25 protein-coding genes are annotated in these 25556 nt (G+C 63.6%); 3 read left to right on the top strand and 22 right to left on the bottom strand.

Going from position 1 to position 25556, the window contains the following annotated elements:
• Nucleotides 1-37: 37 nt before the first annotated feature.
• The 8 genes from ACG873_RS04495 to ACG873_RS04460 all read right to left on the bottom strand — a co-directional run bounded on the left by ACG873_RS04495 (nucleotide 38) and on the right by ACG873_RS04460 (nucleotide 7937).
• On the bottom strand, nucleotides 38-610 hold the full coding sequence (locus ACG873_RS04495; RefSeq protein ID WP_394890637.1) for a 2'-5' RNA ligase family protein: 573 nt from the start codon (nucleotides 608-610) through the stop codon (nucleotides 38-40).
• A 180-nt stretch (nucleotides 611-790) separates the two neighbouring features.
• A complete protein-coding gene (locus ACG873_RS04490; RefSeq protein ID WP_394890636.1) occupies nucleotides 791-2164 on the bottom strand; it encodes an FGGY-family carbohydrate kinase in 1374 nt (457 codons plus the stop codon).
• 2 nt (nucleotides 2165-2166) lie between these two features.
• On the bottom strand, nucleotides 2167-2484 hold the full coding sequence (gene rhaM, locus ACG873_RS04485; protein ID WP_394890635.1) for an L-rhamnose mutarotase: 318 nt from the start codon (nucleotides 2482-2484) through the stop codon (nucleotides 2167-2169).
• The gene (locus ACG873_RS04480; protein WP_394890634.1) at nucleotides 2484-3488 is read right to left on the bottom strand and encodes an ABC transporter permease; all 1005 of its coding nucleotides are present in this window, start codon (nucleotides 3486-3488) and stop codon (nucleotides 2484-2486) included. The genes rhaM and ACG873_RS04480 overlap by 1 nt, the downstream gene beginning before the upstream one ends.
• The gene (locus ACG873_RS04475; protein WP_394890633.1) at nucleotides 3485-4459 is read right to left on the bottom strand and encodes an ABC transporter permease; all 975 of its coding nucleotides are present in this window, start codon (nucleotides 4457-4459) and stop codon (nucleotides 3485-3487) included. The genes ACG873_RS04480 and ACG873_RS04475 overlap by 4 nt, the downstream gene beginning before the upstream one ends.
• On the bottom strand, nucleotides 4456-5997 hold the full coding sequence (locus ACG873_RS04470; RefSeq protein ID WP_394890632.1) for a sugar ABC transporter ATP-binding protein: 1542 nt from the start codon (nucleotides 5995-5997) through the stop codon (nucleotides 4456-4458). Before ACG873_RS04470 ends, ACG873_RS04475 begins: the two co-directional genes overlap by 4 nt.
• Nucleotides 5998-6072: 75 nt before the next feature.
• Entirely contained in the window at nucleotides 6073-7068 is a 996-nt protein-coding gene (rhaS, locus tag ACG873_RS04465) for a rhamnose ABC transporter substrate-binding protein (protein WP_394890631.1), read from the bottom strand.
• 59 nt (nucleotides 7069-7127) lie between these two features.
• A complete protein-coding gene (locus ACG873_RS04460) occupies nucleotides 7128-7937 on the bottom strand; it encodes a DeoR/GlpR family DNA-binding transcription regulator (RefSeq protein ID WP_394890630.1) in 810 nt (269 codons plus the stop codon).
• A gap of 183 nt (nucleotides 7938-8120) precedes the next feature.
• On the opposite strand from ACG873_RS04460, the gene ACG873_RS04455 reads away from it, so the two are divergent.
• From ACG873_RS04455 to ACG873_RS04445, 3 genes are all read left to right on the top strand, one after another.
• A complete protein-coding gene (locus tag ACG873_RS04455) occupies nucleotides 8121-10223 on the top strand; it encodes a bifunctional rhamnulose-1-phosphate aldolase/short-chain dehydrogenase (protein ID WP_394890629.1) in 2103 nt (700 codons plus the stop codon).
• Nucleotides 10224-10275: 52 nt separating this feature from the next.
• Nucleotides 10276-11568: an L-rhamnose catabolism isomerase gene (rhaI, locus tag ACG873_RS04450; RefSeq protein WP_394890628.1), complete on the top strand. Its 1293-nt coding sequence runs from the start codon at nucleotides 10276-10278 to the stop codon at nucleotides 11566-11568.
• Nucleotides 11569-11668: 100 nt separating this feature from the next.
• Entirely contained in the window at nucleotides 11669-12649 is a 981-nt protein-coding gene (locus ACG873_RS04445; protein WP_394890627.1) for a YihY/virulence factor BrkB family protein, read from the top strand.
• A 19-nt stretch (nucleotides 12650-12668) separates the two neighbouring features.
• On the opposite strand, the gene ACG873_RS04440 is transcribed toward ACG873_RS04445, so the two are convergent.
• From ACG873_RS04440 to ACG873_RS04375, 14 genes are all read right to left on the bottom strand, one after another.
• Nucleotides 12669-13955 carry a TRAP transporter large permease gene (locus tag ACG873_RS04440; protein ID WP_394890626.1) on the bottom strand — a complete coding sequence of 429 codons (1287 nt, stop codon included), beginning with the start codon at nucleotides 13953-13955 and terminating at the stop codon, nucleotides 12669-12671.
• Nucleotides 13952-14449: a TRAP transporter small permease gene (locus tag ACG873_RS04435; protein WP_394890625.1), complete on the bottom strand. Its 498-nt coding sequence runs from the start codon at nucleotides 14447-14449 to the stop codon at nucleotides 13952-13954. The genes ACG873_RS04440 and ACG873_RS04435 overlap by 4 nt, the downstream gene beginning before the upstream one ends.
• A 75-nt stretch (nucleotides 14450-14524) precedes the next feature.
• The gene (locus tag ACG873_RS04430; RefSeq protein ID WP_394890624.1) at nucleotides 14525-15520 is read right to left on the bottom strand and encodes a sialic acid TRAP transporter substrate-binding protein SiaP; all 996 of its coding nucleotides are present in this window, start codon (nucleotides 15518-15520) and stop codon (nucleotides 14525-14527) included.
• A gap of 48 nt (nucleotides 15521-15568) precedes the next feature.
• Nucleotides 15569-16246 (bottom strand): GntR family transcriptional regulator, encoded by a 678-nt coding sequence (locus tag ACG873_RS04425; protein ID WP_394890623.1) that lies wholly within the window; start codon nucleotides 16244-16246, stop codon nucleotides 15569-15571.
• Entirely contained in the window at nucleotides 16243-17148 is a 906-nt protein-coding gene (locus tag ACG873_RS04420) for a dihydrodipicolinate synthase family protein (protein WP_394890622.1), read from the bottom strand. Before ACG873_RS04420 ends, ACG873_RS04425 begins: the two co-directional genes overlap by 4 nt.
• A gap of 105 nt (nucleotides 17149-17253) precedes the next feature.
• On the bottom strand, nucleotides 17254-18525 hold the full coding sequence (locus tag ACG873_RS04415; RefSeq protein ID WP_394890621.1) for an L-fuconate dehydratase: 1272 nt from the start codon (nucleotides 18523-18525) through the stop codon (nucleotides 17254-17256).
• 33 nt (nucleotides 18526-18558) lie between these two features.
• Nucleotides 18559-19290 (bottom strand): SDR family oxidoreductase, encoded by a 732-nt coding sequence (locus ACG873_RS04410; RefSeq protein ID WP_394890620.1) that lies wholly within the window; start codon nucleotides 19288-19290, stop codon nucleotides 18559-18561.
• 18 nt (nucleotides 19291-19308) lie between these two features.
• Nucleotides 19309-19761: a MaoC/PaaZ C-terminal domain-containing protein gene (locus tag ACG873_RS04405; protein WP_394890619.1), complete on the bottom strand. Its 453-nt coding sequence runs from the start codon at nucleotides 19759-19761 to the stop codon at nucleotides 19309-19311.
• 1 nt (nucleotide 19762) lies between these two features.
• Nucleotides 19763-20830, bottom strand: coding sequence for a Gfo/Idh/MocA family protein (locus tag ACG873_RS04400; RefSeq protein WP_394890618.1), 1068 nt, complete (start codon nucleotides 20828-20830; stop codon nucleotides 19763-19765).
• A 215-nt stretch (nucleotides 20831-21045) separates the two neighbouring features.
• Nucleotides 21046-21375, bottom strand: coding sequence for an L-rhamnose mutarotase (locus ACG873_RS04395; RefSeq protein WP_394890617.1), 330 nt, complete (start codon nucleotides 21373-21375; stop codon nucleotides 21046-21048).
• A 2-nt stretch (nucleotides 21376-21377) separates the two neighbouring features.
• Nucleotides 21378-22499 (bottom strand): mandelate racemase/muconate lactonizing enzyme family protein, encoded by a 1122-nt coding sequence (locus ACG873_RS04390; RefSeq protein WP_394890616.1) that lies wholly within the window; start codon nucleotides 22497-22499, stop codon nucleotides 21378-21380.
• Nucleotides 22500-22501: 2 nt separating this feature from the next.
• Nucleotides 22502-23599, bottom strand: a complete 1098-nt coding sequence (locus ACG873_RS04385) for an ABC transporter ATP-binding protein (RefSeq protein WP_394890615.1) — start codon at nucleotides 23597-23599, stop codon at nucleotides 22502-22504.
• Between the two features lie 3 nt (nucleotides 23600-23602).
• Nucleotides 23603-24469, bottom strand: coding sequence for a carbohydrate ABC transporter permease (locus ACG873_RS04380; RefSeq protein WP_394890614.1), 867 nt, complete (start codon nucleotides 24467-24469; stop codon nucleotides 23603-23605).
• 2 nt (nucleotides 24470-24471) lie between these two features.
• Nucleotides 24472-25371, bottom strand: coding sequence for a carbohydrate ABC transporter permease (locus tag ACG873_RS04375; protein ID WP_394890613.1), 900 nt, complete (start codon nucleotides 25369-25371; stop codon nucleotides 24472-24474).
• Between the last annotated feature and the right edge of the window lie 185 nt (nucleotides 25372-25556).

Genomic DNA, 25556 nt, shown 5'->3' with positions numbered 1-25556 from the left:
AAGATTTCTCGCCTGCAACTCTCCCGCCAGTCGATGATCAGCCTCGCAGCGGCCATCGGCCGAGCCGGATATACCGGCCCCTGCCGACGAGGCTATGTATCAGCACAAACTCGTTTACGATCCAGCCAACCGGCCTGACGGGCCGCTCGGCGACGGAACCGAAATCATACAACATCGTCAGATGCGGGGTATAGGACGAACCGGCGCCACGCCCAAGTCCTGTTCTTTTCAGGTTTTCCTCCAACGCCCGCCGCAACGCCTGCAGGCTGTCGTTGCGGCCGACCAGCACAAGAGGCCGCTTGCGGGAGCGGCGTCGAAAGCTCATGGCCCGATCGAAAACCACCTCGAAGGGCGGCATTTCTACCAACTTCGCCGCTTCGGCGGCTCTGGCGATCAGGTCCTGCGGCACGCCGTCATAGGTGCCGATTCCGCGCAAAGTCACGTGAAAGCGGCCCTTCCCCATCGGCCTGCCCTTTAGCCCTAGCGCATCGCACAGATCAAAGGCGCGGCGCTCGACCTCTTGCGCTCCTTCCTCGTCGGGTTGGACAGCGAAAAACACATTGTCCATGCCTGGCAAACCGAAACCAGCAAACTGTAGCTGTTCCCACATTGAAGCAGCTCCTTTCGCCGAACAAACATCTACTCCTAATCATGTTCCCTATCTGTTCTCACCCTGAGATGAATTGCAAGCGGAAAATCGGAAGGGGGCGGAATCTCGCGAGGGCTCGCAAACTGGCGGTCGAATGCGGTGTTGGAAAGCCGGAAGCAGGTGTCCCAATGCAGTGGAGGATCAAAGGTCCCGCGTCAGGTCGCGCCACTCGGCCGCGTATCGCGTCCACGCCGCATCCAGCCGTCCAGGCGGCTCGTCCGCGGCCATCGGGCCGGCGGCCGGTTTTCCCGCAAGGAGCGCGGCGCCTATGCTGGTTCCGGCCTGGCCTGGCTGCGGCAACACCGGGCGTCCGGTCGCGGCGCGCAGCATGTCGGCGTAGAGCGCGTTCCTGGCGAACGGGCCCTCGACGATCGTCCCGCCTTCCGCGCCGATCAGGTCAAGGCAGGTCGCCGTCATCAGCGCCAGGTAAAAGGCCGCGGCGACGGCGCGCTCCCCCGCCGATGGCTCTCCGGAGCCGATCCAGCGCGAACCGGAACGGGGAAACGGACCCGATCCCTGCTGCACCGAAGGCATCAGCATGATCTGCCGGCCGAGTACGGATTCCAGATCGGCCGCGCTCCAGTCTCCGCCGTCGCCGGCGGTGAGCGTGTCGTATTCGCGCCCTCCCATGAAGCGGGCCGACGGCACCGGAGCGCCCATCGCATTCACGTTGATCAGCGTGTCGCGCGCAGGGTCGAGGGAAACCGCCGCGCCGCCGACCGCCATGGCCACCACCCAGGTTCCTGTCGACACCACGGCGAAAGGCGGACGACGTGAAAGCAAATGCGGCAGCAGCGATGCGTTGGAGTCATGGATGCCGCAGAAAACGGGTGTCGAAGGGTCGAGGCCGGTTCTGGCCGGGATGTCCGAGCGGATAGGGCCGAGAGCGGCGGCCGCCGGCGTCACGGGAGCAAAAAGGTTTTGCCACCCCATGCCGTCGACGAGCGAGGAGTAGCGGGCGGCGTTTGGGTTCCATAGGTCGGTATGGCAGCCAAGCGACGTGACTTCGTTGGCGGCGACGCCACAGAGCCGCCACGCCCAGTATTGAGGGTACATGAGAATGGACGCCACCTCGGCGAAGCGGCCGGGAAATGCGCGGCTCTGCCAGAAGAGCTGGGCGCCGAGGTTGAGCCCGAACGGCAGCGGCGGCGAGCCGGTTTCGGAGAAGGCCGGCCGTACCGCCTCGTAGTCTTCGCGCACCGTGGCTGGCCCATCGTGCTCGTAGTCGAGCACCGGCAGCGCGAGCCCTCCGCCGGCGTCGAGCAGCGCCGCCGTTGCGCCATGTGTGGTCACCGAAACCGCATCGATCTTCCGCTCGCGGCCGAGCGCCTTGAGGCTGGCGAGGATGAAGGACCAGATCGCATCGACGTCGTGGTGCGGATAAAGGCCGCCGGCCGCCGGCCGGTTCGGCGTCTTGCGGACGGCGATCTCCGCCACTGTGTCGAGGTCGACCATCGCCACCTTGGCATTGGTCTTGCCAATATCGATGACGGCGATGTGGCGGATGCCGGCCATCGTCATTCCATATGGAACACGGTTTCGAGCGGCGTCGCCACCGGCTCGTTGTCCGGCTTCGTCTCCATGATGTCGGCCATATGCGCCCACCAGCGCCGCATGACTGGATGGTTCGGCAGATCCGCCATGCCGTGGCCGTCGCGACGCCACAGCACGCCGAACAGCGTGTTCGTTTCCTCGTCGAGATGGATCGAATAATCCGAAATGCCGGCATCCCTCAGCAGCGCCTCCAGTTCAGGCCAGATGCCGTCGTGACGCCTCTTGTACTCGGCCTTCATGCCGGCCTTGAGCTTCATCTTGAACGCGTATTTCTCCGGCATCACGCCATCCTTCGCCGGCTGAAGCGGCCCCAGACGATTGGCAGCGCGATGACGATGATGAGCAGCAGACCGATGAAGATCGACATGACGATGCCTGGCACGTTGAGCAGGCCGAGGCCGAAGGTGACGAGCCCCATGATGAACGCCGCCAGCACGACGCCGAGGATGCTGCCCGCGCCGCCGAGAATGCTGACCCCGCCGAGCACCACCATGGTGATGACCTCCAGTTCGTAGCCCTGTGCTATCGAGGGGCGGGTCGAGCCGAGGCGCGAGGTGATCAGCACCGAAGCGATGCCGGCCATCAGCCCCGTCAGGCAGAACAGGATGAATTTTATCCGCGCCACCCGGACGCCGGAAAACTGCGCCGCCACTGGATTGTTGCCGATCACGAAGATGCGGCGGCCAAAACTCGTGCGGTGCAGGACAAACCAGTAGATGGCTGCCGCAACGAGGAACAGCACCAGTTCGAACGACACCACCCACCAGACATAGCCCTGGCCGAAGAAGGCGAAGTCCGGCGGATAGCCCTTGTAGGCCTGGTCGCCGAGGATGATGAAGGCGACGCCCCGGAACAGGCTCATCGTGCCGATAGTGACGACGATCGACGGCAGGCCGACCCGGGTGACCAGCAGGCCGTTGACCGCCCCGCAGGCGAGCCCGGTCGCAATGCCGATCAAGACCAGGCCCGGTGTGCCGACGCCTGCCTGCACTGCCATGCCCATCATGGTAGAGGCCAGCGCCACGATCGCGGCGACGGAAAGGTCGATCTCGCCCGAAATGATCAGCAGCGCCATGGCGAGCGCGATCAGCGCCTTTTCGGTGAAGTTGAAGGTCAGGTCCGACAGCGACCACGCATCGAGGAAATAGGGCGAGGCGAAGCTGTTGACGACGAAGATCGCCGCTGCCACCAGCACCAGCAGCGCCTCCCAGGAAAGGATTGCGGAAGAGATCGGCTTGTCCAACCGGTCGGGGATATTGCGGGGTGCGTGCGCCGTATCGGTCATGCCGCGGCCTCCCTCAGGATGATGCGTCCTATCTTCCGCTCGCTGCGCGCGTTCAGCACCACGGCCAGGATGATGGCGCCGCCGGAGATCGCCATCTGCCAGAAGGGCGAGATGTTGATGACCGGCAGCGCGGTCGAGATGATGCCGAGAAACAGCGCGCCGAGCACCGCGCCTCCCACCGAGCCGATGCCGCCGGCTATCGAGACGCCGCCGATGACGCAGGCCGCGATGATGTTCAGTTCATAGCCGTTGGCGACTTCCACCGAGGCGATGACGTAGCGCGAGATCCACAGATAGCCGCTCAGCCCAGCAAGCAGACCCGAAATGCAGAAGACGACGAACTTGGTGCGGCCGACATCGATGCCGGCATAGACCGACGCCGTAGGGTTGACCCCGATCGCATAGATGGAGCGGCCGAGCGGCGTTCGCGTCATCAGCAGGTAGAACAGCGCGATGACCGCGAGCGCTATCCAGGAAAGGACCGGGAGTCCGAGGAATGCGCCCCTTTGCAGGCTGATGAAGGCTGGACTCATCTGGTCGGCGTTGACCCAGGCGCCGCCCGAGACGACGAAGGTCGCGCCGCGGTAGATTGTGAGCGTGCCGAGCGTGACGACGATCGCCGGGATGCCTAGCTTCCACACGAGCAGGCCGTTCAGCGCGCCGAGCGCAAGCCCGATCGCCATGGCGAATACGATCAGCAGCGGGACGGGAATTTCGGGATAGGCGGCATTGGCCATGGCAACGACCATGCCGGTGAGCGCCAGGTTCGACGCCATCGACAGGTCGATCGAGCGGGTGAGGATCACCGCCATCTGGCCAAGCGCGAGGATCATCAGGATCGCCGTATCGTTGAATACGGCGGCCAGATTGCCGGGCCGCGCGAAGCCGGGAAAGCGCAGCGAAATCACCGCCACCATCGCGGCGATGGCGGCGAGCAGCCAGACTTCACGGTATTTCAACAGCGTTCTCATCCCGCAATCCCCGCAGCCGCTCGCACCAGCCTTTCGGCGTCGAGGTTGTTGTTGTCATAAAGGGCTGCGATGCGGCCCTCGCGCATGACGATGACGCGGTCGGACATTCCGAGGATTTCCGGCAGTTCGGACGAGACCATGATGACCGAAAGGCCCTGCGCGACCAGTTCGGCCATGAAGCCGTGAACGGCGGCCTTCGAGCCGATGTCGATGCCCTTGGTCGGCTCGTCCAGGATGATGACCTTCGGCGTGGTCGCCAGCCATTTGGCGATGACCACCTTCTGCTGGTTGCCGCCGGAGAGCGTGCCGACATCCTGGCTGAGAGAGGAAGCGCGAAGGTCCAGCCGCTCGACATATTTGCGCGCCAGCGAAAACTCTTCGGCAAGCCGAAGCACGCCGGATTTCGAGGTGCATGCGAGCGACGGCAGCGAGACGTTCTGGAAGATCGGCAGGCCGATCACCACCCCCTGCCGGCCGCGCTCTTCCGGCACGTAGACGATGCCGGCCTCGATCGCGTCGGCCGCCGATTTCGGCGCGATGGTCCGCCCTTCCAGCGCCATCGTGCCGCGGCTGGTGCGGGTGATCCCCGCAACCGCCTGCATGACCTCGCTGCGGCCGGCGCCGACAAGGCCGTAGAAGCCAAGTATCTCGCCTTTGCGCAGCTCGAAGCCGATATTGTCGAACTCGGTCGGGTGCGACAGGCCGGAAACACTGAGCACCGGCTCGCCGATCGCAGCCTCGCGATTCGGGAAGATGCGGTCGACCGAGCGCCCGACCATCATGCGCACGAGCTGGTCCTGGCCGATTTCGGCGAGCAGCCCTTCGCCCACCAGCTCGCCGTCGCGGAACACGGTGCAGCGGTCGGCGATGCGGTAGATCTCGTCGAACTTATGGCTGATGAACAGGATAGCCTTGCCGTCGCTCTTCAGAAACTCGATCAGCAGGAAAAGCTCTTCGATCTCCTTGGCCGAAAGGGCGGCCGTCGGCTCGTCCATGATGACGATCTGAGCGTCAATAGACATCGCCCGCGCCACGGCCACCAGATGCTTGTTGGCAATGCCGAGGTCGCGCAACCGGGTGTCGGCATCGATATGCTTGGCGCCCATCGTGTCGAGAACTTCGCGCGCCTGGCTGCGCATGGTGCGCCAGTCGATCGTGCCGAAGCGCGTCTTCGGCGCATGTCCCAGAAAGATGTTTTCGGCGACCGAAAGATCATCGAAGAGCACCGTTTCCTGATGGATGGCGGTAATGCCGTGCTTGAAAGCGGCATGCGCGCTGGGCAAGGTCACGGCCTGGCCGCCGATGCTGATCTCGCCGGCGTCGGGCTGGTAGATGCCGGTCAGGATCTTGACCAGCGTCGACTTGCCGGCGCCGTTTTCGCCGACCAGCGCGGTCACTTGCCCCGGATAGAGCGAGAGCGAGACGTCATGCAGCGCCCGCACGCCGGGGAAGCTCTTGGATATGCCCGAAAGGGTCAGGCGCGGGCTCGCCGAACCGGCTTGCTGGATGATCGGGTCGCGCAGGGCTGACATGTGCATGATTGTATCAAGCCCTATTCCCAGGCCAATTGAAGGGCAGCGGGGCCGGAGCCCCGCTGCATCGATCGAGTTCAATCAGTAGATCTTGGAGAATTCCTCGATGTTCGACTTGTCGAACCGGAAGGGCGCGGCCATCGCGGCCGAGTTGGTATCGTCGAGGGTCACCTCGCCGACGCGGCCGATCGACAGCTTGGCGCCCGGCTTCGCTTCGGTCTTCTTCGTCGCCAGCCCGTGGGCCAGATAGACGGCCGAATAGCCGAGGTCGATCGGGTTCCACAGCGCAACCGCCTGGCTGGCGCCGTTGTCGATGAACTTCTTGAATTCCGAAGGCAGCGCCAGGCCGGTCACATTGACCTTGCCGATCAGGTTCTCGTCGGTCACCACCTGCGCCGCGGCCACGACGCCGACCGTGGTCGGAGCGATGATCGCCTTGAGGTTCGGATGCGACTTGAGCAGCCCCTTGGCCTCGTCGGTGCTCTTGGCGGAATCATCGTCACCATAGACGGTGGCGACCAGATTGATCTTCGGGAATTTTTCCGGAAGCACCTTCTTGGCGGCTTCGATCCAGGCGTTCTGGTTGGTCGCCGTCGAGGAAGCCGAGAGAATGGCGACGTCGCCGCCCTCCGGCAGGTGGTCAGCGGCAAGCTTGATGATGGTTTCGCCGATCAGGTCGGTGTCGGAGGGGTTGAGGTGCATCTGCCGGCCTTCGGGCGCGACGCCCGAATCCCACGAGATCACAGTGATACCCCGTTCCATCGCCTTCTTCAGCGCCGGCACGAGGGCGTCCGGATCGTTGGCCGAGATCGCGATGGCGTTGACCTTCTGGGCGATCAGCGAGTTGACGACCTCGATCTGCGCCTCGGCGGTCGCCTTGGTCGGGCCGGTGTAGATGATCTGCACGCCGCCAAGTTCCTTGGCCGCTTCCTGGGCGCCCTTGTTGGCGGCGTCGAAGAAGCCGTTGCCCAGCGATTTGACGACCAAAGCGATCTTTATGTCCTCGGCATGGGCCGAGTGCACAAAAAATGCCGCCGAAAGGGTAGCAGCAACCAGTAACTTCTTGAAAATGCTCATCAGTTTTCCTCCCTTGATGTAGCGTTCGTGGATAATTTATCCATCAGCGCCGCAGGCTCTCACGCCTGCAGCGAAGATTCCTCCGGCTTCGATTGGCTGTTTCGTGCGACGACGAGCGCCACGCCGGCAGCTTCCAGCATCGCGGCCTCCCGATCCTCGACGCCCTCGTCGGTGATGACGGTCGAAATGCGCGACAAGCCGCACAGGATCAGGCTCGAGCGCTGCCGGAACTTGGAAGAGTCAACCAGAACAACGAGTTCATCGGCCTGGTCGATCAGCTTCTGTTCGGCCTGGATCAGCAGTGGGTCGCCCTCCATCAGCCCGAGCGGGCCCAACCCCTGCGCGCCCATGAACATGCGGCGCGCGTAAAAGTTGCGCGTCACGTCGTTGTCGAAGGGCGACAGGATGATGTTCTGCTCGCGGTAAATCGTCCCGCCCGAAAGCATGACCGTGTTCTTGGAATGCTTGAGCAGGTGCTCGGCGATCGGGAAGGAATTGGTGAAAATCGGCATCCGCCGGTTGATCAGGAAATGCACCATCTGGAAGGTGGTGGTGCCGCCATTGATGATGATCGGCTCGCCGTCCTTGCACAGTTCGACCGCTTCCCGGGCAATCGCCCGCTTCTTCGCCGTATTGATGGTTTCGTTGACGCTGAACGGACGACCCGCAATGCCGACGAACTGGGGTGGGGCGATCGCTTCGGCGCCTCCTCGCACGCGGCGCAGGCGCTTCTGCACGTGGAGAGCGGCTATGTCGCGCCGTATCGTCGCCTCGGAGGACGACGTCAGGTCGACCAGTTCCGGCACGGTCACTACAGGCTTTTCCTGGACCGCGGACAGAATGATCCGATGGCGCTCTTTTTCGTGCATTGCTCCTCCCAACTTGGGCATTAGGGCACTCTCCCAGAGCAGTGTCAATCAATTTCGATCACAATGTTTCATTGTGCAGCGCAATATGATCAATGTTGATCGTTTTTGATTGACACCTGCGTTGCGGCCGTGTGATTTTGAGGAAGTACAGCGCCGCTTTCCGGCGCACCGGGAGGATCCGTCATGCTCGAAACGCGCTCCGCCACGCGCCTCGCCAACCTTTGGGACGAGGCGAGAGCCGCTGCGATGAACGAGTCCCAACGGCTCCTCTACCGCTCCAATCTTCTCGGATCGGACAAACGCATCACCAATTATGGCGGCGGCAATACATCCGCGAAGGTGATGGAGAAGGATCCGCTTACCGGAGAAGCGGTCGAGGTGCTGTGGGTCAAGGGCTCGGGCGGGGATGTCGGCACCATCGGCCTGGACGGCTTCGCCACCCTCTACATGCAAAAGCTCGAAGCGCTGAAGGGCCTCTACCGCGGCGTCGAGTTCGAGGACGAGATGGTGGGCTACCTGCCGCACTGCACGTTCAACCTGAACCCGCGCGCGGCCTCGATCGACACGCCGCTGCACGCCTACGTGCCGAAAAAGCATGTCGACCATATGCACCCCGACGCCATCATCGCCATCGCGGCGGCGAAGGACGGCGAGAAGCTGACACGGACCATCTTCGGCGGCGAGATCGGCTGGCTGCCATGGAAGCGGCCCGGCTTCGAACTCGGCCTCTGGCTCGAAAAATATGCCCGGGAAAACCCGGATGCGACAGGCGTGATCCTCGCAAGCCATGGCCTGTTCACCTGGGGCGATACCGCCCGGGAATGCTACGAGGCGACGATCCGCATCATCAACCGCGCTATCGAGTGGTTCGAACAAGAGACCGCCGGCAAGGCCGCGTTCGGCGGCGAGACGCGGCCTGCCCTGCCCGCGGCGGACCGCCGGGCAATGGCCGCGCAGCTCATGCCGGCGATCCGCGGCATGATCTCAGCTTCCGAGCGCAAGGTCGGCCATTTCGACGACCAGCCGGCGGTGCTGGAATTCGTGAGTTCGCACGACATGGAAAAGCTAGCCGCGCTCGGCACCAGTTGTCCGGACCATTTCCTGCGCACCAAAATCAGCCCGCTCGTTGTCGCATTTGACCCGGCAAACCCCGACATCGGCAAGACCCTGGAAGGCCTCCCCGCGGCGATCGAAGAATACCGAAAGGGTCACGCCGCCTATTACGAGCGCTGCAAGCGCCCGGAAACTCCGTCGATGCGCGATCCGAACGCCGTGGTCTATCTCGTTCCCGGCGTCGGCATGATCACCTTCGCCAAGGACAAGGCGACCGCGCGCATTTCGGCCGAGTTCTACGTCAACGCCATCAATGTGATGCGCGGCGCATCGAGCGTATCGTCCTATATGGGCCTGCCGGAGCAGGAGGCTTTCGACATCGAATACTGGGTCCTGGAGGAAGCGAAACTGCGGCGCCTGCCCAAGCCGAAACCACTCGCCGGCAGGGTCGCACTGGTGACAGGGGGCGCCGGCGGCATCGGCAAGGCGACCGCCGAACGGCTGCTTGGGGACGGCGCATGCGTTGTGCTCGCCGACATAGACGACGCGGCGCTGGCCCGCGCGCAGGAAGAGCTGAGCAAGCGTATCGGCAAGGATTTCGTGAGATCGATCAAGGTCGATGTCACCAGCGAGGAGCAGGTGATCGCCGGTTTTGCGGAGGCGGCAATCGAGTTCGGCGGCATCGACATCCTCGTATCCAATGCCGGCCTCGCCTCCTCCGCCCCGATCGAGGAGACCACGCTGGCGCTGTGGAACAGGAACATGGACATCCTGGCCACCGGGTACTTCCTGGTAAGCCGCGAAGCGTTCAAGCTGTTCCGGGCGCAAAAAATCGGCGGCAATGTCGTGTTTGTCGCCTCCAAGAACGGCCTTGCCGCATCGCCGAATGCCGCGGCCTATTGCACCGCCAAGGCCGCCGAAATCCATCTCGCTCGCTGCCTGGCGCTGGAGGGCGCGGCCGAGCAGATCCGGGTGAACGTGGTCAATCCGGACGCGGTGCTGCGCGGCTCGAAGATATGGACCGGCGAATGGAAGGAGCAGCGCGCTGCCGCCTACAACATGTCGACCGATGAACTGGAGGAGCACTACCGCTCGCGCTCGATGCTGAAGCAGTCGGTGTTTCCGGAAGATATCGCCGAAGCCGTGTATTTCTTTGCGTCTGATATGTCGTCCAAGTCGACCGGCAATATCCTCAATGTCGATGCGGGCAATGCGCAGGCGTTCACGCGGTAGGATGCCACTTTGTAGGTCGGCGCAGACTAAGCAGGATTGGGAGGAACCTACATTGCCCGAACAGATTATCGCCGCAGACATCGTCGAGTGCGATAACGCCGCCCGCGCCGCCGAACTCCAGCGCGACTATGACAGCCTCGGCGAGCGGCTGGACCGCCGCGGCGTCGCGATCAACGCGATCCGCGACAAGGTCGCGGCATTCCATGTGGCCGTCCCCTCCTGGGGCGTGGGCACCGGCGGCACCCGCTTCGCGCGCTTTCCCGGACCCGGCGAGCCGCGCGACATATTCGACAAGATCGAGGATTGCGCGGTGATCCAGCAGTTGACGCGGGCGACTCCGAACGTGTCGCTGCACATTCCCTGGGACAAAGCCGACCCGAAGAGGCTGAGGCAGGCCGCCTCCCGCTTCGGCCTCGGCTTCGACGCGATGAACTCCAATACCTTCTCCGACGCGAAGGACCAGAAGCGCTCCTACAAGTTCGGCTCGCTGTCGCACGCCGATGCCGGAACGCGCCGGCAGGCGGTCGAGCACAATCTCGAATGCATCGAGATCGGCCAAACGCTCGGCTCCAACGCGCTGACGGTGTGGATAGGCGACGGCTCGAATTTTCCGGGCCAGGTCAATTTCACAAGGGCCTTCGAGCGCTATCTCGACGCGATGAAGGCGATCTACGCGGCGCTTCCGGAAGGCTGGCGGCTGTTCACCGAACACAAGATGTTCGAGCCGGCCTTCTATTCGACGGTGGTTCAGGACTGGGGCACCAATTACATCATAGCCCAGGAACTCGGCCCAAAAGCCTTCTGCCTCGTCGACCTCGGGCACCACGCGCCTAACGTCAATATCGAGATGATCGTCGCTCGGCTCATCCAGTTCGGCAAGCTCGGCGGCTTCCATTTCAACGATTCCAAATATGGCGACGACGATCTCGACGCCGGTTCGATCGATCCGTACCGGCTGTTCCTGATCTTCAACGAACTGGCCGACGCCGAACTGCGGGGAGCGGCCGGTTTCAATCCTGCTCATATGCTCGACCAGAGCCACAATGTGACCGACCCGATCGAGAGCCTGATGCTGTCGGCCGCAGAGGTGCAGCGCGCCTATGCGCAGGCGCTTCTCGTCGATCGGGCAGCCCTCGAAGGCTATCAGAACGACAACGACGCGCTGATGGCGACGCAGACGCTCAAAAGCGCGTACCGCACCGATGTCGAACCGATCCTCGCCATGACGCGCCTCGAAAATGGCGGCGCAATCGACCCGGTCGCCACCTACCGCGCGGCGGGCTACCGCAGGAAGGTGGCGGAGGAGCGCCCGGCCGTGGCTTCGGGCGGCGGCGGAATCATCTGATCGAGCCGCCGGACCTGTGTCTGTCACAGCACTGCCGGCCCCAGTTTGGCAACGATAATCCGCTTCGAGAGTTTCCGCGGCAGGCTCACTGCGGAGAAGGATGGTGGAACCGCGGCGGAACGAGGCTCAAGCAGGGCGCGGGCGCCACGCGGACTGGCCGTCGAAGATTCCTGCGACGGGTTGGCGGGATATTGGCTGGCGCGTCTGGGCGGAGGTCGGCGAAGACCGGGTGATGCTCGTGGCGGCGGGCGTGACGTTCTATCTCCTGCTCGCCCTCTTTCCAGCACTTGCCGCTTTCGTCTCGCTTTACGGCTTCGTCGCCGACCCAGCCACAGTCGCCGAACATGTATCGCATCTCGGGGGCCTGCTGCCTTCGGCAGGTGTCGAGATCATCCGGCGGCAATTGGAAAGCCTCGCCTCGCAGGACGAACAGGCGCTTGGAATAGGCTTCCTGACCGGACTGGCGATCGCGCTCTGGAGCGCCCACAACGGCGTCATGGCGCTGTTCGACGCAATGAACATCGCGCATGAGGAGGTCGAGAAGCGCAGCTTCGTGAAGCTCAACCTGATAGCGATCGCGTTCACCATGGGCGCGCTACTGATCGGAATCGGCCTGATCCTGACGGTCGGCGCCGTCCCCGCCATGCTCGCCTATCTGAAGCTGGATGCCTGGGCTGAGACGCTCATCGCCGTCGGGCGGTGGCCGGTGTTGCTCGTCGCCATCCTGACCGGCATTTCCCTCATCTACCGCTTCGGACCAAGCCGCCGCGCGCCGAAATGGCGATGGCTGAGCTGGGGCGCGGCGATCGCCACCATCGTCTGGGTCGGCGCTTCGTGGGCGTTTTCGTTCTATCTGCAGAACTTCGCCGATTACAACGCCACCTACGGCTCGCTGGGCGCCGTGATCGGCCTGATGATGTGGACGTGGATTTCGGTGATCATCCTGATCGTCGGCGCCGAGATCAATGCCGAGATGGAGCACCAGACAAAGTGCGATTCCACGGTGGGCAAGCCGAAGCCGATGGGCGAGCGCGGCGCGGTGGTCGCCGATACGCTGGGCAAGACGGCCGAGGAGATTTAAGCCCGGAAATCGATCCCGTTCAGTAGCCCAGGAAGAACTTGGGCAGCCATGTGGTCAGCGGCGGCCAAACGCTGCAGGCGACGAGTACGCTGAGAAGCGGGATGAGCCACGGCACGATCGCGCGCGACATTGCCTCGAAGCTGATGCCAGCGATCTTGGAGGTGATGAACAGCACGACGCCCACCGGCGGCGTGATGGTGCCGATCATCAGGTTGAGCACGAAGATCAGCCCGAACTGGATCGGATCGATGCCGAGTTGTGCGGCGACCGGCGTCAGTATCGGGATCAGGATGAGCATCGCCGCCAGCGCTTCCATGAAGCAGCCGATGACCAGCAGAAGCACGTTGACCGCGAGCAGGAACAGCAGCGGCTCGCCGACGGTGTCGACGATCAGCGGCGTCACCAGTTGCGGTATGCGGGCGATCGACAGGCACCAGGCGAGCGCCGCCGCGGTCATGACCAGCGCGAGCACCATGCCGGTGGTTTCCACCGTGTCGACCACGAGCCTCGGCAGATCGCGGATGTCGAATTCGCGGTAAACCACCAGGCCCAGCAGCAGCGCATAGACCGTCGCCACTGCCGCCGCCTCGGTCGGCGTCATGATGCCGGCCATCATGCCGCCGAACAGGATGACCGGGGTCATCAGCGCCCAATGCGCGCGCTTGTAGGCGATCCACAAGTCGCCGAAGCCCGGGAATCTGTGGCGCGCCATGCCGCGCCGGGTCGCCACCACCGTCACCATCGCCGAAAGGGCGAGCGCCATCAGAAGGCCCGGAATGACGCCGGCGAGGAACAGGCCACCGATCGAGACGTCGGCGCTGACGCCGTAGATGACCATCGGCAGCGAGGGCGGGATGATCGGACCGATGGTGGCGGAAGCCGCGGTGATCGCCGCCGCTGTCTCGGCGTCGTAGCCTTCCTGCTTCATCGCCCGGATCTCGAGCGAGCCCACGCCGCCGGCGTCGGCGACGGCGGAGCCGGACATGCCGGCGAAGATGACGCTGGCGAGGATGTTGGCATGGCACAGGCCGCCGCGTACCCAGCCGACGCAAGCTGTGGCGAAGGCGAAGATGCGGTCGGTGATGCCGGCCGAGTTCATGATGTTGCCCATCAGGATAAACAGGGGCGCAGCGAGCAGCGGGAACGAGTTCGCCGACTGCGCGATCTTCTGCGGCACGATGTCGACGGGCATGCCGTTCAGCGCCACAAATGCGAAGGCGGCGAGCCCCATCGAGGCGAACATCGGCACGCCAAGCATCAGCGCCGCGAACCAGACCACCAGGATTTGCAGCATGATATCGGTCACAGCGGCAGTTCCTGTTCGGAGGCGACGATCGGCTCGCCGCGCAACGCCTCGACGATCTGCAGCGCAGCCTGGAACAGCACGGCGAAACCGGCGATCGGGATGGGGATGTAGACCAGCGCCACCGAAAGCGGCAGGCTCACCCACTCCACATCCGTGTTGCGCAGGATCAGGCCGAAGCTCTGAGTCAGGAGAACCAGGCCGAGCGCGGCGACCGACAGCTGGATGACGATCTCGACCGTTCGTCTTGCCGCGCCGGAAAGCCGGTCGATAATTGCGGTGATGCGGATATGGCTGCGCCGGCGGCCGGCCAATATCCAGCCGACAAAGGCGGTCCACACCATCAGGTACTGCGCCAGCTCGTCCGACCAGGCCAGCGGCTGATTGATGAGCCGGAAGACGACCCCGAGAAAGACCGCGGCGAGCATTGCGAGCAGCAATATCGCCGCCGCGATCTCGACCAGCCTGTCGGATAGCCTGCCTAGATTTGCCAGCATCGGGAGCCGCCCTGGTTGGAATGCGCGAGAACCCGCCGGCGGCCGTTGCCGGCGGGGGTCTCTTTCAGCCGAAAATTACAGTGCGGCGAGCGCGTCCCAGGTACCCTTGCCCCATTTCTCCTCGAACTTGGGCGGCACCTGCTCGAGCACCGGCTTGCGGAAGCTTTCGAGATCGGGCTCGATCACGGTCATGCCGGCCTGCTTGAGCGTGCCGATCAGTTCGCCTTCCTGGCGGGCCAGTTCGGCGTCCTGCCAAGCGACGCCTTCCGCGATCGCCTCGTCCAGAATCGTGCGGTCGGCCGGATCGATCGCCTTCAGCGCCGATTCGTTGGCGATGATCAGCCGCGGCGTGATGATGTGCCCGGTCAACACAAGGAACTTCTGCACTTCTTGCAGCTTGGCGCTGGCAATGGTCGGCAGCGGATTTTCCTGGCCGTCAACGGCGCCCTGGCTGAGCGCGAGATAAAGTTCGTTGAAATTGATCGGTGTCGCCTTGGCGCCCCAGGCTTCCGCCATGGCGCGGAACGTGTCGACGGGCGGAACGCGAAGCTTGAAGCCTATCATGTCGGCGGCCGACTTCACCTCCTTCGAGCCGGTGGTGAGGTGGCGCTGGCCGTAATAGGTGACGGCAAGCATGCGAAGCCCGCGCTTGGAAACGAGGTCGTCATTCATGGCGGCGAACTGAGGCGACGCGCCGACTTTGGCCATGTGCGCCGCGTCGCGCCAGAGATACGGTGCCTCGATCACCGAAAGCTGCGGCAGCAGCGCGCCGAGCGCGGCAGCGCCGTCGGTGGTGAAGGTGAGCGCGCCGGAAACGACCGAATCCATCATGTCCTTGCCCGAGCCGAGCTGGCCGTTTGGGAAGCTCTGGATGTCGATGCGCCCGCCCGACTTTTCCTTGGCCGAGGCGGCGATGCGATCGACCATCTGCACCTGCGGATGGGTAGTCGCGAGCATTTCGCCCCAGCGGATCACGGTGCCTTGCGCGCGCAGCATGGCGGGCATGAAAACCCCGCCGGCGGCAAGGGCGGCGGCGCCCACCACGAATTGACGTCTGGTTGTTCCGGTCATTGGTTATTCCTCCCTTTGAAATGACCTTGCGGTCTTTTTGGTCTTGCCTCAGATGCTCACCGCCCGCTGGCGCGCTATCCCTATATGGCTGGCCATGGCGCGCGCCGCCTCGTCCTCCTCGCGGCGCTCGATGGCTTCGATGATCTTCATGTGCTCGCCGATGACCGAAGGAATCATCGGAACGTAGAGCCGCGTTTCGGCGAGCCGGATCAGCTTGATCTTGATCCAGTTGACGCGGTAGGCGTTGCTGACGATCTCATTGTTGAGATTGTCGATGATCGTCTCGTGCAGCTTGAGGTCGGTCGCTTCCGCCTCCTCCATCAGGTTCTCCTCGTCCCCGGCATTGTGCCGGGCGATAATGCGCTCGTGGCTCTCGCGCAGCGCGGCGACCAGGTCGGGGCTCGCATTGCGGGCGAAGAGGCGCACGGCCGGCTCCTCGAGGAAAAGCCGGAACTGGAAGGCGTTGCGCACCAGGGTGATGTCGACCTGCGGCACCTGCATGCCGCGATGCGGCGCGGTGCGTATCAGCCCCTCGGCCTCCAGTCGCGGGACGAGCTCGCGGATCGCCCCGAGCGGCAATCCGGTGATCTCGACGAGCTGGCGCTGGGTGATGAACTGGCCGGGCCTGATTTCGCGGGCGAGAAGGCTCCTCGTATAGCCGGCATAAGCCTGCTCCCTGAGTTTCAAGGGTTCGCCGGCGGCATTGCTGGTGGGGTCGCTGTTCATGCGGACTTCCGTATCTGCTCCCCTGACAGGATGGCGTCGAAGGCCGCAGCCAAGGCGATCGCCCGCGCCGGTTCGAGTTCGGTCAGCGGCGGCCGCATCGGCCCGAAGCCGCTATCGCCGTGCAGGTGGCCCACCAGCGCCTTGACCGCCGGCAGAACGGGATAGGAGACGATGAGCTCGACCAGCCGCGTAACCCGCTCGTCGTCCTTGCCTTCATGCACGACCGGACGCAGCAGGCCGGGTGCGAGGTTCGCAAGGCCGCAGATCGATCCTTCGGCGCCGAGGCGCACGCCGCGCGCCAGGAGCCGCTCGTCCCCGATCAGGATCGCCAGATCGCCATGCGCCTTGAGAAAAGCTTCCGCCGTCGGCCAGTCGCCGGACGAATCCTTGACGCCCGTGATCACTCCGGGGAAGGCGCGTTTCAGGCGGCCGACGAGATCGACCGAGACACCCACCGCCGTCTGGCCGGGAATGTGATAGAGGATGATTCCGCGCGCCTGCGCGCCGATGCCTTCGATGGCGCGCGAGAACCAGGCGTAGAGGCCCTCCTCGTCCGGGTTCTTGAAGTAGTAGGGCGGCGCGAACAGCAGGCCGCGCGCGCCCATGTCCAGTGCGAGCCTTGACTGGTCGACCGCATCGGCGACCGTCGTCGCCGAAACGCCGGCGTAAACTCTTGCCGGCAGATCGAAGCCTGCCCCGGCCATGGCGCCCAGCATCGCCGCGCGGTCGCGCATGTCGAGGCTGAACCCCTCCCCGGTCGTTCCGAACAGCGTGACGCTGTCACAGCCATTTGCGAGCACATGTTTCGCATGCGACACCAACCGCAACAGGTCCACCGCCCCATTGTCCCCGAAGGGCGTTACCAGCGCCGCCGACAGTCCGAATATTTCACGCTTGTTCATGAATGCCCACATGCTTGCAACTGGCTAACATGTTGCTGAGTTGCAGGCATGTGTCAACCGACTTCTTCCGTCAGACAACGGAGACGGAGCAATTCTCCGGGCGGTTCACCGATACCGGTATTCGGCAATCGATTCCGGCTTCATCTCGATCGAGAACCCCGGCAGCTTCGGCGGCATATAGGCGGCATTCTCGATCAGGCACGGCTCCAGGAAATGCTCGTGCAGGTGGTCGACATACTCGATCACCCTGCCGTCCTTCGTTCCCGACACGGCGACGTAGTCGATCATGGACAGATGCTGGACATATTCGCACAAGCCGACGCCTCCGGCATGCGGCCAGACCGGCAGTCCGTATTTCGCCGCCATCAGAAGGACGGCCAGCACCTCGTTGAGCCCGCCCATGCGGCAGGCGTCGATCTGCACTATGTCGATCGCGCCGCCGGCGATCATCTGTTTGAAGACGATGCGGTTCTGGCACATCTCGCCGGTGGCGACCTTCACCGGCGCGACCGCCTCGCGGATCGCGCGGTGACCTGCGATGTCATCCGGGCTGGTCGGTTCCTCGATGAAATAGGGTTTCGCGAACGCCAGCGCCCTCACCCAATCGATCGCCTGTCCGACCTCCCAGACCTGGTTGGCGTCGATCATCATGTAGCGGTCCGGGCCGAGCACCTCGCGCGCAATTGTCAGCCGGCGGATATCGTCGCCGAGATCGCGGCCGACCTTCATCTTGACGTGACTGAAACCCTGATCGACCGCCTCCTGGCAAAGCCGGCGCAGTTTCTCGTCGGAGTAGCCTAGCCAGCCCGCCGACGTCGTGTAGCAAGCGTAGCCCTCGCGCTCGAGGATTGCGATTCGCTCCGCCTTGCCGGGTTCGGCACGGCGCAGGATTTCCAGCGCCTCCCCGGGCGTCAATGCGTCGGTGAGATAGCGGAAGTCGACGATGCGCACGATCTCCTCAGGGCTCATCTCGGCGACGAGCCGCCAGACCGGCTTACCGGCTTCCTTGGCCAACAAATCCCAGACGGCGTTGACCACCGCGCCGGTAGCAAGGTGCATGGCGCCCTTGTCCGGGCCGATCCAGCGCAACTGGCTGTCGCCGGTGACATGCCGCCAGAAGCGGCCCGGATCCTCCTTGATCCAGTCCAGTTCCAGGCCAACGAGAAGATGCGTCATCGCCTCGATGGCGCGGCAGCAAATGTCGTTGCCGCGGCCGATGGTGAAGGTCAGCCCATGGCCTTCGAAATCGCCATCCGTCGCCAGCACTACATAGGCGGCCGAATAATCCGGATCGGGATTCATCGCATCCGATCCATCCAAGCTTTGCGACGTCGGAAAGCGAAGGTCGTGCGTGCGAAGTCCTGTAATGCGGGTCATCTCAAATCCATCGGTATGAACATAGCGCCGAGATCAGATCGTCCAACCGCCATCGATCGAATAGGCCTGTCCGGTGGTGTATGTCGCACCGGCAAGGTGAACGGCGAGATCGGCGATCTCCTCCGGAGTGCCCATGCGGCCGATCGGCTGGCGCGAGATGAAGGCGGCGCGCGCGGCGTCGTAGTCGCCCTGCGCCCGCAGCCGGTCCTGCAGCGACGGGCTTTCCACCGTACCCGGGCAAATCGCGTTGCAGCGTATGCCTCTGCCGACATAGTCGGCGGCGACCGACTTGGTCAGCCCGATCACCGCCGCCTTGGTTACGCCGTAGGCACAGCGGTTCGGGACACCCTTGATGCTGGAGGCTACGGAAGCCATGTTGATGATCGCCCCTTCGCCGCGCTCCAGCATGCCGGGCAGCACCGCGCGGATGGTGCGCACCATCGCCCTAACGTTGAGGTCGAAGGCAAAGTCCAGATCGGAATCCTTCATCTCGAGGATCGAGCCGCCGTGCACGAAGCCGGCGCAGTTGAACAGCACGTCGACGCGGCCGATCTCGGCAAAGGCGCTCGTGACGGCGCCTTCGTCGAGAACATCCAGCCTGCGCGTGACAATGCCCTCCTGGCCCCGCAGTTTGGCAAGCTGCGCTTCGTTGATGTCGGTGGCGTGGACCACGGCGCCAGCGCGGGCGAAAGCCAGCGCGCTTGCCTTGCCGATGCCTTGCGCAGCGGCGGTCACAAGGGCGATCTTGCCTTGGAGAGTGCTCATGAGTTTCCCTTTCAGGTCCTACAAAACCGCCGCTCGACGCTCGACGATGTAGATGTGGTCCGCCGCAAGCACGACTTCGCCGCGCTGGTTGATGACCTCGCAGCGCTCGATGACCCGTCCGGCGTTGGCGCGCTTCGGATCGTCCTCCTTGGCTGTGATCGTCGCGCGTGTCTTGATCGTGTCGCCGATGAAGACGGGCCGAATGAAGCGCAGCCGGTCATAGCCGTAGGAAAAGGCCACCGGGTTGATGATGCTTGCAGTCAGGCCGACGCCGATCGAAAACACCATGGTGCCGTGGGCGATGCGCTGCCCGAATGGCGTCGCCTTCATGTATTCCGCGTCCATGTGATGCGGAAAGAAGTCGCCGGTGTGCCCCGCATGGACGACGAAGTCGGTCTCGGTGATCGTGCGCCCGAACGTCGTGCGCGAGAAGCCGATCTGGTAATCCTCGAAATATGTGGTCTGCTCCATCTCATGGCCTCTTTGCGATGGGGGTGGCCGGTGAGGCGCTCGACTGATAGGCGGCTTCCACCAGCGCCATGGTCAACCAGGCGTCCTCGACCGAACTGACGAGTTCCGCGTCCTCTCCGGCGACGAAACGCTGCAAATTCGCCATCCGCCCGACGAAGCCGTCGGGAAACCACGTGCCCGTCAGGGGCACGTTCACCCAGCCGTCGCCGCCCTTGGGGAATATTTCAAGAACGTCCGGCTCGCCACGCGGATAATCCAGATTGACGCCGAGTTTCAGGTAGGCCGCGCCCTCGGTGCCGCAGATGCGGAACTCGCAGGCCTGGTATTTGCGGCTGAACTTGTGGTCGTGATTGATCGACAGCGCACAGCGCACATGGTCGCCATAGTCGAGGATGGCGCTGGTGCGGGTCTGCGCCACCGAGTGACTTGGGTGGCCGAGCGTTTTGGCGTGCACGCCGATCGGATCGCCGAGAAGCTGGCGGATCAGGTCGAGATAGTGGATCGAATGCATCGCGATCTCGACGCGGGGCGCCTTGAGCAGGAATTCCCAAAGCTGCCAAGGCGTCGCGAGCGCGAGCCAAGCATCGAAGTCGACCACTTGGCCGAGGAAGCCCTTGGCGATTGCGTCCTTCAACGCCAGCATCATCGGCGCGAAACGGAGCTGGAAATTCATCGCTGCGGCGAGTTTCTTTTGCCGGCAAATCTTCAGGATTTCCGTCGCACCGGCGAGATCGGCGCCCATCGGTTTCTGGATCAGCACTGCCGCACCCTGCGGCAGCGCGCGCAGCACTTCGGCATGGCGCTCCGGGGGCGTAGCGAGGTCGAAGATCGCGCCTTCGAAGGCGGCCGCCTCGGCGACGGACGCGAAGGCCTTCACGCCCCAGGCATCGGCCAGCTTTTCAGCCTTGGCGCGATCGGGGTCATAAAGGCCGGCGATCGGAACACCGCTCTTGGCGTAGGCGGGATAGTGGGCATCACCAACGATCGAGCCCGCGCCGAAGGTGACGACGGGCCGCGGGTTCGACGGGGCGGGCCAGGATTGGGATAGGGAGGATGGACTAAATTGCATTGGATATACCGGCGCTTGCTGGAACACCCCTCATCCGACCTCGCTTCGCTCGGCCCCCTTCTCCCACAAGGGGAGAAGGGGGAGTTTCGCGCGAGCGGCTCAGTAAATTTCCAGCGTTGGCGATTGGCGGAAACGTGGATTCAATGCTCCACCTTCTCCCCTTGTGGGAGAAGGTGTCGAGGCGAAGCCGAGACGGATGAGGGGTCTTGGAAGAATTAGTCACAGTGAAACACTTCTTCCATCTCAGCCCACCATTCGCCTTCCTTGCGGGTTTCCAGCGGGGCCTGCATCGGCATGCAGATCGACCACCATTCCTGCGTCTTGGGGTCCGCCGCCATCTTTGCTGCGTCGGCCGCGAAATCCGTCCCGTGATATTCGAAATAGGCGAAGAGCAGGTTTTCCGGCTCCTTGAGGAAGATCGTGTAGTTCCTGATCCCGCAGGCCGCGATCGTCGCCAGGACCTCCGGCCACACATCCGCATGGATGCGCTTGTACTCGGCGATCGGCTCGGGCTTGATCCCGAGCACGCTTCCCATCCTCTGCATGATCAGTTCCTCCGCGTCGTGATCTCTCTCGTGAACTCGGGAACGCTCAATCTCTTCAAGGCTTCCCAATCCCAATCGATGCCGATGCCGGGTTCGGACGGCGCGACGGCGTGTCCGTCAACGATCTCCATCCGCTTGCCGGTCAAGTCGTCGAGCTGCGGAATATACTCGACATATTTACCGTTCTGGATGGCGCAGACGAGGCTGACATGCAGTTCCATGAGGAAATGCGGGCAGACCGGCATGTCGAACGCCTCCGCCGCATGCGCGACCTTGAGCCAGGGCGTGATGCCGCCGATGCGGCCGACATCGACCTGCACGACGGAGCAGCCGCCCTTCTGCATGTATTCGCGGAAATGACGGATGGAATAGAGCGACTCCCCGATAGCGATCGGGGTCGAGGTCGAGTTGTTCAGCCGGACATGGCCGTCGATGTCGTCGGCCGGAAGCGGCTCCTCGATCCAGGCGAGGTCGAGGTCGCGCAGGCGCTCGGCGCGGCGGATCGCCTCGTCGACGGCAAAACCCTGATTGCAGTCGGTCATGATTTCATAACTGTCGCCGACCGCCTTGCGGACGGCCGACAGGCGAGCAAAATCCTCCGCGCCGTACGGCTTGCCGATCTTGACCTTGGAGCCGCGAAAGCCATTGGCCTTGGCCTGAAGGGCGTCGTCGACCAGCGCCTCCGGCTCGATGTGCAGCCAGCCGCCTTCTGTCGTGTAGAGCGGGCAGCGGTCCCTGGCGCCGCCGGCCAGCTTCCACAGCGGCAGGTTCTGCTTCCTGGCGCGCAGGTCCCATAGCGCCGTGTCGACTGCTGCGAGCGCAATCGCGGTTATTGCGCCGATCGTGGTGGCATGGGTGGCGAATTCCAGATCGTGCCAGATCGCCTCGATCATGTCGGCGTCGCGGCCGATGATGCGCGGCACGAGATGGTCGGCCAGGAGGCGCATGACCGACGAGCCGCCGGTGCCGATCGTGTAGGAATAGCCAGTGCCGACGGCCCCATCGGAATCGGTGATGGTGACGATCGGCGTTTCCTGGCTGACAAAGCTCTGGATGGCGTCGGTGCGCTTGACCTTGGGGACGAGGTCAACCATCCGCAGCTCGACTTTCTCGATCCTGGCCATCGCTAACTCCTCAATGTCCTGCCCGTCGCAGCATCGAACAGATGCGCCTGGCTCAAATCCATGCTCATGCCGATGCGGTCGCCCGGCTTCAGCGGCTTCGGGTTCAGCATGCGCGAAACCCATTCGCGGTCGTCGAACGACGCGAACACCAGCGTCTCGTTGCCAAGGGGCTCAGTGATGGAAACAGGCAGATCGATCGCATGGACCTCGGCCGCTTCGCCCGAATGAATGCCGTGCCCGGCGGGATAGATGTCGTCCGGGCGCAGGCCGAACACCACCTTCTGACCCGCAGTCACACTGTCGCGGAACTGCGCCGGCAGGGGTAGCGTCGCGCCGCCCGGAAATGCCAAGGCTCCATCATAGACGATCGCTTCCTGCAGGTTCATTGGCGGCGAACCGATGAAGCCCGCGACGAACCTGGTCGCGGGCCGCCTGAACACTTCATCCGGCGTTCCGACTTGCTCGATATAGCCATCGCGCATGATGACGATGCGATCGGACAAGGTCATCGCCTCGACCTGGTCGTGGGTGACGTAGATCATTGTCGTCTGCATACGGGCATGCAGCTTCTTGATCTCGGTGCGCACCTGGCTGCGCAGCTTGGCGTCGAGATTGGACAGCGGCTCGTCGAACAGGAAGACCTGCGGGTTGCGCACGATGGCGCGGCCCATGGCGACGCGCTGGCGCTGGCCACCGGAGAGTTGCGAAGGCCGGCGGTCGAGCAACTGTTCCAGGCCGAGGATCCCCGCGGCCTCGGCCACGGCCGCTTCGATCTCGGTCTGCGGACGGCCGGCGATCTTCAGCGAGAAACCCATGTTCTCGCGCACGGTCATGTGCGGATAGAGCGCGTAGGACTGGAACACCATCGATATGTTGCGCGAGCGCGGCGGCAGTTCGTTGATCAGCTTGCCGCCGATCCGGATCTCGCCGCCTGAAATATCCTCCAGTCCGGCGATCATCCGCAACGTCGTCGACTTGCCGCAGCCGGAAGGGCCAACCAGCGCGATGAATTCGCGGTCGGCGACTTCGAGGTCGATGCCGTGCACGACCGGCATGGCGCCGTAGCGTTTTTCCAGCTTGCTGAGGGAAACCGTGGCCATGACTTATCCTTTGACCGCGCCGGAGGTAAGTCCGCCGACAAGATGCTTCTGGACGATGAAAGTGAGGGTGAGCGCCGGAACGATCATCACGACCGCGAGCGCGCACATGCCGCGCCAGTCGATGGTGAATTCCGCCGTATAGTCGAGCAGACCGACCGGCAAAGTCTTCGAATTGACCGAGCGCGTAAGCTGCGAGGCGAGAGCGAACTCGTTCCACGAGGTCAGGAAGGCGAAGATGCCAGCGGAGGCGATCCCCGGCCCGGCCAGCGGGAACTCGACCTGCCAGAAGGCCTGCCAGGGCGTGCAGCCGTCGATCTGCGCCGCCTCGGCCAGATCCTTCGGCACCTGCCGGAAGAAACCGTCGATCAGCCAGATGGTGAAGGGGATGTTCAGCGCCACGTAGGCCAGGATCAGGCCGAAATGCGTATCGATGATGCCGAGACGCGCATAGACGAAGAAGAGCGGCAGCGACAGGGCGATGCCGGGCACGGTTCGCGTCAGCATGAGCCCCAGGAACATGCTCGACTTTCCCTGAAAGCGATGGCGGGCGAAGGCGTAGCCGCCGGCCATGCCGATGGCCACGGCGATCACCGTCGAAGTGATCGAGATGATCAGCGAGTTACGGAAATATTCGAGCACCGGGATGCCGCCCTTGCCGACGCCCGAAAACATCGAGACGTAGGCGTCGAAAGACAGCTCCTGCGGAATCCAGACCGGCGGCTTGGCCATGATCTCCACCGTGGGCCGCAGCGACGACAGCACGATCCAGATGCCGGGCATGCAGATGACGAGCATTGCCAGGAACAGGCCGGCGAGATGGGCGACCTGCAATATCCGGCGCTTGAGGCCTGCCGAGGCATTCTCGTCCATGGTCACCACTCCGCCCCGATCTGCGAACGCGCCGCGGCGAGCTTGCGAAAGAAGTAGACGGTGAAAAGGATCGACAGAAGGATAGAGAAATACGCCATGGCGTTGGCAAGTCCCATGCGCGCGTCGCTGTAGGCCGTCCGCCCGACCAGCGTCCACAGAAGCTCGGTGCGGCCGGCGGGCCCGCCGTCGGTCATGATCTTCACGATGTCATAGGCGCGTGCCACGTCGAGCGAACGGATGGTCATGGCGATGTAGGCGAAGGGCATGACGAAGGGCCAGATGACATAGCGAAAGGTCTGCCAGGGCGTGCAGCCGTCTACGCGCGCAGCCTCGATCGGCTCCTTGGGCATGGCGAGCAGGCCGGCAAGGATCAGGATGGCGAAGACCGATGTCGAAGACCACACTTCGGCAATCGTGATGGCGATGAACGCGAGATGCCCTTCGATCAGCCAGGGGATCGCCCTGTCGGTGAGGCCAAGCGCCTGCAGCGCGTTGTTCACCAACCCGATATTGTCGTTGAACATGAATTTGAACTGGAAGCCGACGAGGATCGGCGAAAACATCATCGGAAACATCATCAGCGTGCGCAGGATGCGCTGGCCGCGCGTCGCCTTCTCGACCAGCAGCGCGAGGCCGAGGCCAAGCAGCATCTCCATATTGAGCGCGACGGTGAGCAGCAGGACGGTGCGGCCGAAAGCGACCCAAAAATCCCAGTCGCCCAGGATCAAAGCATAATTGCGAAAGCCTATGAATACAAAAAACGTATCCGGCTTCGTCAGCCGGAACGGCGTGAAGCTCGAATAGAAGGACAGGAGCAGCGGCACGACGACCACCGCTGCCAGCACGATGATGGCCGGCAGGAGGAGCAGTGTCGGCGCTGATGGTCTCCAGCTTCTTCTCATCGAAGGCCCTGATTTGGCAGCCAGGCGGATTCGATCAGCGCCACTGCTATTGATTGTAGAACCCTTCTCCGCCTCGCTTCGCTCGGCACCTCTCCCGTTCCTTGGGGAACGCGGATGGGAGCCAAGCTAGACGCCCATCCTCTCCCCCTCACGAAGTGGGGAGAGGTGTTGAGGCGAAGCCGAGA

Source organism: Allomesorhizobium aridi (assembly GCF_043769475.1).
Taxonomy (GTDB): Bacteria; Pseudomonadota; Alphaproteobacteria; order Rhizobiales; family Rhizobiaceae; genus Allomesorhizobium.
This window is presented reverse-complemented; position numbering and strand designations above follow the sequence as displayed.